This is a genomic window from Actinocorallia aurantiaca (genome assembly GCF_039533685.1).
GTDB lineage: Bacteria > Actinomycetota > Actinomycetes > Streptosporangiales > Streptosporangiaceae > Actinocorallia > Actinocorallia aurantiaca.
In genome coordinates, this window is the sequence record NZ_BAAATZ010000004.1 from 74795 (window position 1) to 83511 (window position 8717).

Below are 8717 nucleotides of genomic sequence, written 5' to 3' on the forward strand. Positions count from 1 at the left end.
GCGACCGCGGCCGAGGCCGCGATCCCGACGAACCTCTGCATCACTCGCATGCGTTTCTCCTTGCTTCGGGGGGACAAGAAAGGAAGAACCGAGCACCAGGGCCTCTGGCCCCATCGGGAAGATTAGAAGAGCGTCTTCCAAGCTCCGATGACGGGCTTCTTCTTCTTCATGCTGATCGCGATCTCACGCACCTTGAGGTGGGTTCCCTGGGTCGTGAGGAACTTGCCCTCGGGCTTCTTCCACGAAGGAACCGTGGCGGCGGCGTCGATCTGCTTGTTGCCGGGCTGGTAGAAGATCCCGATGGGCTCGGTCTCGGTCCACTTGCCGTTGTTGAACACGAGGAACTGGAGACCCGGAGACCATCCGTTCCTGGCCTTGTCGGTGATCCGGCCCTTGACCACGATCTTCTTACCCTGACGGGTGTACTTGCCGGCCGCGTGGACCGCCTTGAGTTCCTTCTTCCCCGCGAAGGTCGACCACTTCTTGGTCACCTTCTTCGGGGCGGCGTTGGCGGGGACCGCAGTGAGGCCGACGCCGGCACCCAAGGTGATGGCGGTCAAGGCAACCGCAGCTGTACGCCGCATATTGATCACTCCCTGGTGGTTCTTGCTATCGGTGAGGGACTGTATCGGTTCGATGAAGATCATCTTTATTGCCCGCATACGAAGGGATTTGACGAGACGGAAATCCGGGCCGCGGGAGAACCAAACGATGATCCTTACCGTCGAAGAAGGGATGTGCGACCATCCGGCCATGGAATCCGCACCTTTCGAAACACCGCCTCACCTGGCACAACGCGAAGAGTGATCGCGTTGACACATCCCCTGGCGAGGTTGCATGTGACCTTTGCCACTTTTGTTCCGGGGAGGGGGGAAGGGGCCGAAAGGCGAGTTGGATGTACCGCTGAGTTCGCGAGAGACTGCACTCAGTGATGAGAAATCGACGCTCCGCCCCCGTCGGCGGCATGACGCTCTGCGCGCTGTTCCTGCTGGCGCTCCTGCCGTTCCTCCTCGGCGGCGGGCACAGCGCCGAGGGCTCCATCCCGGCCTACGACGTGGTGCTGGCCGTGCGGCCCGACGGCACCGTGCACGTCCGCGAGACCCTCACCTTCGACTACGCCTCGCCCCAGGCCGACGGCCTCGTCCGCGTCGTCCGGGGGCGCGACGGAGACCGGGTCTACCGCATGAGCGGCCTCACCGTCACGAGCACGACGGACGCCCCGGTCGGCGTGGAGGTGAGGGAGTTCCTGCACGACCGCCACATCGTCATCGGCGAGGGCCGGACCGTCCACGGCCGGCACACCTACGTCCTGGAGTACGACCTGCTGGACGCCCTCACTCCGGGAGCCCGGTACGACGAGTTCGTCTGGGAGCTGCTGGAGCCCGGCTGGCCCGTGCCGGTGACCGAGACGACCGTGCGGATCGAGGGGCCCGCCGCGTTCGCCTCGGGCTGCCTCGCCGGGACGTCCCGCGAGGCCACGCCCTGCGCCCGGTGGTGGTCGGGCCCCTCCGCCGTCGACTTCCGCCAGGGCGACCTGCGGCCCCACGAGGGGCTGAAGGTCCGCGCCGCGTTCCCCAAGGGCGCCCTCGCCCCCTCCGAGCCCGGCTACGCGCCGCCGCACCTGGCCTTCACGCCCTGGGGCTGGATGGCGCTGCTGCTGGTCCTCCCGCTGGTCCTGGTGGCCCGCTACCGCACCCCCGTGTGGCTGCGCCGCGTCCTGATCGCGCTCGGGGCCTCCGCGGTGCTGTGTGACCTGCTCCTGGAGACGGTGCCCGGCGGGCTCGGCCGCTTCTCGGTGGGCGACCAGCTCCTGAGCGGACTCGGCCTGCTGGTCGTGGGCGTCCTGGTCGCCCGCCCGCCCGTCCTGCGCCGGGGTTAGTCCCGGTCCTCCTTCTCCCACCACGGCTCGGCCGGGGTCTCGTCCGGCTTCTCGCCCTCACCGAGAGCCGCCGGCTTCTCGAGACCGGCGGGCTTCCCCAGGTCGACGGCCTTCTCCGAGCCGGCGGGCTTCTCCAGGTCGACGGCCCCGGCGGGCGCGTCGGCCTCGTCGTCGTCCTTGTAGGCCTCGGCCCACAGGTCGTCGTCCTCGTCGTCGCCGAGGTCCTCGTCGCGCAGCAGCACCCCGCAGACCGCGCGGATCTTGTCCTCGCGGATCGCGCCGCGCCGCATCAGCTTGGGCAGCGAACCGGTGAGGTCCACGATCGAGGAGGCCTTGCCCTCGCCGGCCGGGCCCCCGTCGAGGTAGACCGAGACGCTCTCGCCCAGCATCTCCTCGGCCTCCGCCGCGGTGCGGGCCGCCGCCAGGCCGCTCAGGTTGGCGCTGGAGACCGCCAGCGGGCCGGTCTCCTTGAGCAGTTCCAGGGCCAGGTCGTGCAGCGGCATCCGCACCGCCACCGTGCCCCTGGTCTCCCCCAGGTTCCACGACAGGTTCGGGTTGGCCTGGCAGATGATGGTCAGCGCGCCCGGCCAGAACTCGTCGATGAGGTCCTGCCCGTAGGGGCCCAGGTCCTCGATGAGGGCGGTCGCCGCGCGCACCGAGCCGACCAGCACCGGCGGCGGCATCTGGCGTCCCCGCCGCTTGGTGTCCAGCAGCTTCTGCACGGCCGAGGGCGTGAACGCGTCGGCGGCGATGCCGTAGACGGTGTCGGTGGGAAGGACGACGACCTCTCCCCGGCGCAGGCAGGAGGCCGCGTCGGCGATCCCCCGGACGCGCTCGAGGGGGTCCGAACAGTCGTAGTGCCGGCTCATGCTGGGCTACTCCGTGGTCAGGCGGGCCGTGACGAACCGGTCCCGGTCGGTGAGATCACGGCGGTTGCGCTGATCACGCCAGCCGTGTTCCTCGGCGAAGATCCAGTAGACGGGCGCGCCCTGCAGGTCGCTGTGCTCGACCGCGACGAAGCCGCCGGGCCGCAGCAGCCTGCGCGCGGTGCGCTCGACCACCCGGACGGCGTCCAGGCCGTCGTCCCCGCCGCCCCACAGGGCCGCGGCGGGGTCGTGGTCGCGGACGTCGCGCGGCACGTACTCCCACTCGCTCATCGGAATGTAGGGCGGGTTGCTGACCACCAGGTCGACCAGGCCGTCGAGCTCGGGCAGGGCCCTGGCGAAATCCGTGTGGTGCGGGGTGACCTGGCCGCGCTCGTCCAGGTTCTCGATGTTGCGGGACGCCCACCGGTACGCGTCGGCGTCGAGTTCGACGGCGTGGACGCGGGCCTGCGGCACTTCCTGGGCGATCGACAGCGCGATCGCGGCGGAGCCGGTGCCCAGGTCGACCACGACCGGGTCGGCGACGTCCATCTCCCGCAGGGTGTCGATGGCCCAGCCGGCGACCACCTCGGTCTCCGGGCGGGGCACGAACACCCCGGGGCCGACGGCCAGCTCCAGGTAGCGGAAGAAGGCCCGGCCGGTGATGTGCTGCAGCGGCTCCCCCGCCTCCCGGCGGGCGATGCCCTCCCAGTAGCGGGCGTCGAAGGCGTTGTCGGGCAGGGTGTGCAGTTCGCCGCGGCTCACCCCGTGCACGGCGGCGGCCAGCTCCTCGGCGTCGGCACGGGGCGAGGCGACACCGGCTTCGGCCAGCCGTGTCGTCGCCCTGGCGATCTCGTCGAGAAGCAAGTTCATTACTGCTGAATTTCGTCCAGCCTGCGTGCCATGTCGGCGTCGAGGAGCGCCTGGATCACCGACTGCAGATCTCCGTCCATCACCTGGTCGAGGTTATACGCCTTGAAGCCCACGCGGTGGTCGGAGATGCGGTTCTCGGGGAAGTTGTAGGTGCGGATGCGCTCGGAGCGGTCGACCGTGCGCACCTGGGCCTTGCGTTCGGCCGAGGCGGCGGCGTCGGCCTCCTCCTGCGCGGCGGCCAGCAGCCGGGAGCGCAGGACGCGCAGCGCCGACTCCTTGTTCTGCAGCTGGCTCTTCTCGTTCTGGCACTGCACGACCGTGCCGGTGGGGATGTGGGTGATCCGCACGGCCGAGTCCGTGGTGTTGACCGACTGCCCGCCGGGGCCGCCGGAGCGGAACACGTCGACGCGCAGGTCGTTGGGGTCGATCTGGATGTCGATGTCCTCGGCCTCGGGGGTGACCAGCACCCCGGCCGCCGAGGTGTGGATCCGGCCCTGGGACTCGGTGACCGGCACCCGCTGCACGCGGTGCACGCCGCCCTCCCACTTCAGCCGGGACCAGGCGCCCTCCTTGGCCTTCACCGCCAGGGTGACGCTCTTGTAGCCGCCCAGGTCCGACAGCTGGGAGTCGATGATCTCGGTCTTCCAGCCGATCCGCTCGGAGTAGCGGGTGTACATCCGCAGGAGGTCCCCGGCGAACAGGGCGGACTCCTCGCCGCCCTCGCCCGCCTTGATCTCGACGATCACGTCCTTGTCGTCGTTGGGGTCGCGCGGGACCAGCAGCCGCTTGAGGCGCTCGTGCAGCTCCTCGATCTGCTGCTCCAGGGCCGTCGCCTCCTCGGCGAACGCCTTGTCCTCCGCGGCGAGCTCCCGGGCGGTGCCCAGGTCGTCCTCGGCCGCCTCCAGCTCCTTGTACGCCTCTACGATCGGGCGCAGGTGGGCGTAGCGCTTGCCCAGCTCACGCGCCTTCCTCTGGTCGGCGTGCACGGCCGGATCACCGAGCGCCTGCTCGATGTCGGCGTACTCGCGCAGGAAGTCGTCGAGGTCGAAATTCACTGTCTGCTCTCTTCGGGCGGCGGACCGCGGATCGTTCAGCACGCGCCGGCGTGCGTTCGGCCACGGGACAGAACACCGTCAAGGGTGCGTCTGTCGGTGGACCGTCCAGCGCGCGTCAGCGTGCGTTCGGCCACGGGACAGGACGCCGTCAGGGGTGCGTCTGTCGGTGGACGGGGAAGACAGAAACCGGGCCCGGCCGCGAGACTGCCTTCGCAGCCCGCGGCCGGGCCCGGCGCCCGTCTACTTGTCCTTGTCCGCGGCGTCCGCAGCCTTCTTCTTGCCGAAGCGGGCCTCGAAGCGGGCCACGCGGCCGCCGGTGTCGAGGAGCTTCTGCTTGCCCGTGTAGAACGGGTGGCACTGGGAGCAGACGTCGGAGCGGATGACGCCGCTCTCCACGGTGCTGCGGGTCTTGAACGTCGCGCCGCACGTACAGGTCACTTCGGTGACCACGTAGTTCGGGTGGATGTCAGGCTTCATGGGTGATCTCCTTCGAGACGGCACCGGGTCAACCACGAGATGCGGGGCTGGGAACCGGAGCCTTTGGCCTTTCAAGTATGCCGGATACCAGAACGTGCCGGGACCGGACGCTATTCCCGGCACCGCAGGTAGGCCAGCACCGCCCGGACCCGGCGGTGGGCGTCCTGTGAGCTCTCCAGCCCGAGCTTGAGGAAGATCCGGGAGATGTGCTTCTCCACCGCGCCCTCGCCGACCACCAGCCGGCGGGCCAGCCCCGCGTTCGACAGGCCCTCGGCCATCAGGGCCAGGACCTCCCGCTCACGCGGCGTCAGGTCGTCCAGGGGGCGGCGTCCGAGCAGCTGCGAGATCACCTCCGGGTCGATGACGGTGCCGCCCGCCGCCACCCGCCGCACCGCGTCGACGAACTCCGCCACCTCCGACACCCGCTCCTTGAGCAGGTAGCCGACGCCGCGGGCGCCGCCGCCGAGCAGTTCGGCGGCGTACTGCTCCTCCACGTACTGCGAGAGCACCAGGACGGGCACGGGCCGGACGGCCAGCGCCGCCCGCAGCCCCTCGTCGGTGAAGGTCGGCGGCATCCGCACGTCGGCGATCGCCAGGTCGGGCCGGTGCTCGGCGACCAGGGCGACCAGGCCCTCCCCGTCGGAGGCGGTCCCCGCCGTCTCGATGCCCTCGTCCGCGAGCAGCCGCACCAGGCCCTCGCGCAGCAGCACGGAATCCTCCGCGATCACGACTCGCATGGGACCCATTTCACCAGTCGCAGGGCAGGACCGCCCGGACGACCGTGGGCCCGCCCTCGGGGCTGTCGACCGTCAGCGTCCCGTCGATGGTCGCCGCCCGGTCCGCCAGGCCCGCCAGGCCGCCGCCCGGCTGGAACCGCGCGCCGCCGACGCCGTCATCGCGCACCTCGACGACCACCTTGTCCCCCTCCCGCGTCACTTCCACGGCGACCTGCGACGCCCCGGCGTACTTGCCGATGTTCGTCAGCGCCTCGGCCACGGTGAAGTAGGCGATCGACTCGACCGCCGCCGGAGGGCGCTCGTCCAGGCGGACGTCGATCCGCACCGGGACGGGCGAGCGCGCCGCCAGCGCCGACAGGGCGGCGTCCAGGCCCCGGTCGGTGAGGATCGCCGGGTAGATCCCCCTGGCCAGCTGCCGCAGCTCGGTGATCGCCGCGCGGGCGCCGGTGTGCGCCTGGTCGATCAGCAGCCGGGCGCCCTCGGGATCGGCGTCCAGCTTGCTCCTGGCCCGCCCGATGTCCATCGCCACGGCCAGCAGCTGCTGCTGGGCCCCGTCGTGCAGGTCCCGCTCGATCCGCCGCCGCTCGCTCTCCGCGGCGTCCACCCCCCGGGCCCTGCTGACCTGCAGCTCCGTCGCGCGGGCCCGCAGCGCCTGCTTCTCGCTCGGGCCCAGCAGCACCCTGGCGAGCAGGACGTGCAGGACGCTCACCCCCTTCACCGCGTACAGGGCGAGGAAGAGGCAGACGATCCCGACGGCGGTGAAGGGCAGCCCCTCGTACCAGGTGTCGATCCGCGGCTGGTAGGACCCGAACTCCGGCACGAATCCCTGGTTGATCTGCCCGCCCACGGGAGCGAACAGCATCGCGCCGGTGAACGCCCACATCACCAGCGATCCCACGAAGTAGCCGAAGGCCAGGGGGAGGCGGACGACCTGGAACGCCAGGTCCTTCCAGGTGGCCGGATCCCCCAGGATCGTCCTGCCCTTCTGCAGCAGCCCGCCCTCCGGGATCCGCCGGTAGGGGCTCGGGACGGGCGTGCCGAACACGAACCCGACCAGCCACCGGTCGAGGATCGACCCGAAGCGCAGCACCACCAGCAGCAGCGCCCAAAGCGGGAGGCCGATCCAGATGATCGTGGTCGCGGCGGCCAGCGGGACCCCCGCGCACAGGAGGATGAACCAGCCCAGCCCCAGCGGGCCGTTCAGCGGGAAGTAGACGGCCGCCTTCCACACCGTGGGGTCCCTGAGCAGGCTCAGGGGCGGCGGCACCTTGATCGTCGGCGTGTACGCCTCTTCGGCCGGTTGCTTCGACTCGGTCATGGGGGTTCCTCTCTCTGCCTCCCCAAGACTCCCGGACCCGCACCGCGCCGGCCATCCGGCGGCCCGCCGTCTTCGCGGTGGGGACAACCCCCCGCCGCGACCCGGGAGCGGTGGGAGAAACGGGCGGGGCCCGCACGGACGTCCGTGCGGGCCCCGCCTCGTGAAACCGGTGATCAGTCGTGCGCGACGGTCGTCTTCTGGACCTGGAGCAGGAACTCCGCGTTCGACTTGGTCTCCCTCATCTTCTCCAGCAGGAGCTCGAGGGCCTGCTGGGTGTCGAGGGCGTGCAGCACCCGGCGCAGCGACCAGACCACCCGCAGCTCCTCGGGAGCCATGAGGATCTCCTCCTTGCGGGTGCTGGACGCGTCCACGTCCACCGCGGGGAAGATGCGCTTGTCCGCGAGCTGCCGGCTGAGCTTGAGCTCCATGTTGCCGGTGCCCTTGAACTCCTCGAAGATCACCTCGTCCATCCGCGAGCCGGTCTCGACCAGCGCGGTGGCCAGGATGGTCAGCGAGCCGCCGTTCTCGATGTTGCGGGCCGCGCCGAAGAACCGCTTGGGCGGGTACAGCGCGGTGGAGTCCACACCACCGGACAGGATGCGCCCGGAGGCCGGGGCCGCCAGGTTGTAGGCGCGGCCCAGCCGGGTGATGGAGTCCAGCAGCACGACCACGTCGTGGCCCAGCTCGACCAGGCGCTTGGCCCGCTCGATGGCCAGCTCGGCGACCGTGGTGTGGTCCTCGGCGGGACGGTCGAAGGTCGAGTGGATGACCTCGCCCTTCACCGACCGCTGCATGTCGGTCACTTCCTCCGGACGCTCGTCCACCAGGACGACCATCAGGTGGCACTCGGGGTTGTTCTTGGTGATCGCGTTGGCGATCGACTGCATCACCATCGTCTTGCCGGCCTTGGGCGGCGAGACGATCAGACCGCGCTGGCCCTTGCCGATCGGGCTGACCAGGTCGATGATCCGGGTCGTCAGGATGCCCGGGTCGGTCTCCAGGCGCAGCCTCTCCTGCGGGTACAGGGGGGTGAGCTTGGAGAACTCCAGCCGGCCTCTGGCCTGCTCGGGCTCCATGCCGTTGACCGTGTCGAGGCGGACCAGCGCGTTGAACTTCTCGCGCCGCTCGCCCTCGCGGGCCTGGCGCACCGCGCCGGTGATCACGTCGCCCTTGCGCAGGCCGTTCTTGCGGACCTGGGCCAGCGAGACGTACACGTCGTTGGGGCCCGGCAGGTAACCGGTGGTCCGCACGAACGCGTAGTTGTCGAGGATGTCGAGGATTCCGGCGACCGGGATCAGCACGTCGTCGTCGGAGACGACGGGCTCGGCCTCGTAGCGCTCGCGCCCGGTGCCGCGGCCCCGGTTGCGCTCGCGGAACCGGCGTCCCCTGCGTCCGCCCCGCTCGTCGTCGTGGTCGCCGCCCTGCTGGCCGCCGCGGTCGCTCCGGTCGCCGCGCTCGCCGCGCTCGTGCCGGTCGCCGCCCTGCTGGCCGCCGCGATCACCGCGTTCGCCACGG

General features: G+C 70.7%; 9 protein-coding genes. 1 reads left to right on the forward strand and 8 read right to left on the reverse strand.

The genetic code is table 11. The features are described 5' to 3' along the window. Positions 1-122 precede the first annotated feature (122 nt). Positions 123-755 (reverse strand): hypothetical protein, encoded by a 633-nt coding sequence (locus ABD327_RS06080; RefSeq protein ID WP_344449185.1) that lies wholly within the window; start codon positions 753-755, stop codon positions 123-125. A 176-nt stretch (positions 756-931) separates the two neighbouring features. Here ABD327_RS06080 and ABD327_RS06085 point away from each other — a divergent pair, with 176 nt between their 5' ends. Next, positions 932-1879, forward strand: a complete 948-nt coding sequence (locus ABD327_RS06085) for a DUF2207 domain-containing protein (protein WP_344449186.1) — start codon at positions 932-934, stop codon at positions 1877-1879. On the opposite strand, the gene ABD327_RS06090 is transcribed toward ABD327_RS06085, so the two are convergent. The 7 genes from ABD327_RS06090 to rho form a co-directional block, all read right to left on the reverse strand. Beyond that, a complete protein-coding gene (locus ABD327_RS06090; RefSeq protein WP_344449187.1) occupies positions 1876-2748 on the reverse strand; it encodes an L-threonylcarbamoyladenylate synthase in 873 nt (290 codons plus the stop codon). The genes ABD327_RS06085 and ABD327_RS06090 overlap by 4 nt on opposite strands. Before the next feature lie 6 nt (positions 2749-2754). Next, a complete protein-coding gene (gene prmC / locus ABD327_RS06095; protein ID WP_344449188.1) occupies positions 2755-3615 on the reverse strand; it encodes a peptide chain release factor N(5)-glutamine methyltransferase in 861 nt (286 codons plus the stop codon). After that, positions 3615-4670: a peptide chain release factor 1 gene (gene prfA, locus ABD327_RS06100; RefSeq protein WP_344449189.1), complete on the reverse strand. Its 1056-nt coding sequence runs from the start codon at positions 4668-4670 to the stop codon at positions 3615-3617. The genes prmC and prfA overlap by 1 nt, the downstream gene beginning before the upstream one ends. 240 nt (positions 4671-4910) lie before the next feature. Beyond that, a complete protein-coding gene (gene rpmE / locus ABD327_RS06105) occupies positions 4911-5147 on the reverse strand; it encodes a 50S ribosomal protein L31 (RefSeq protein WP_344449190.1) in 237 nt (78 codons plus the stop codon). Positions 5148-5257: 110 nt separating this feature from the next. Beyond that, positions 5258-5884, reverse strand: a complete 627-nt coding sequence (locus ABD327_RS06110; RefSeq protein WP_344449191.1) for a response regulator transcription factor — start codon at positions 5882-5884, stop codon at positions 5258-5260. Between the two features lie 10 nt (positions 5885-5894). Next, a complete protein-coding gene (locus ABD327_RS06115; RefSeq protein WP_344449192.1) occupies positions 5895-7202 on the reverse strand; it encodes a sensor histidine kinase in 1308 nt (435 codons plus the stop codon). 173 nt (positions 7203-7375) lie between these two features. Further along, positions 7376-8717, reverse strand: a 1342-nt coding sequence (rho, locus tag ABD327_RS06120) for a transcription termination factor Rho (RefSeq protein WP_344449193.1), incomplete at its 5' end; no start/stop codon positions are given.

Coding starts and splice junctions, on each gene's coding strand:
- ABD327_RS06080 (WP_344449185.1), bottom strand. CDS start 755: ATGGCCGGATGGTCGCACATCCCTTCTTCGACGGTAAGGATCATCGTT.
- ABD327_RS06085 (WP_344449186.1), top strand. CDS start 932: ATGAGAAATCGACGCTCCGCCCCCGTCGGCGGCATGACGCTCTGCGCG.
- ABD327_RS06090 (WP_344449187.1), bottom strand. CDS start 2,748: ATGAGCCGGCACTACGACTGTTCGGACCCCCTCGAGCGCGTCCGGGGG.
- prmC (WP_344449188.1), bottom strand. CDS start 3,615: ATGAACTTGCTTCTCGACGAGATCGCCAGGGCGACGACACGGCTGGCC.
- rpmE (WP_344449190.1), bottom strand. CDS start 5,147: ATGAAGCCTGACATCCACCCGAACTACGTGGTCACCGAAGTGACCTGT.
- ABD327_RS06110 (WP_344449191.1), bottom strand. CDS start 5,884: ATGCGAGTCGTGATCGCGGAGGATTCCGTGCTGCTGCGCGAGGGCCTG.
- ABD327_RS06115 (WP_344449192.1), bottom strand. CDS start 7,202: ATGACCGAGTCGAAGCAACCGGCCGAAGAGGCGTACACGCCGACGATC.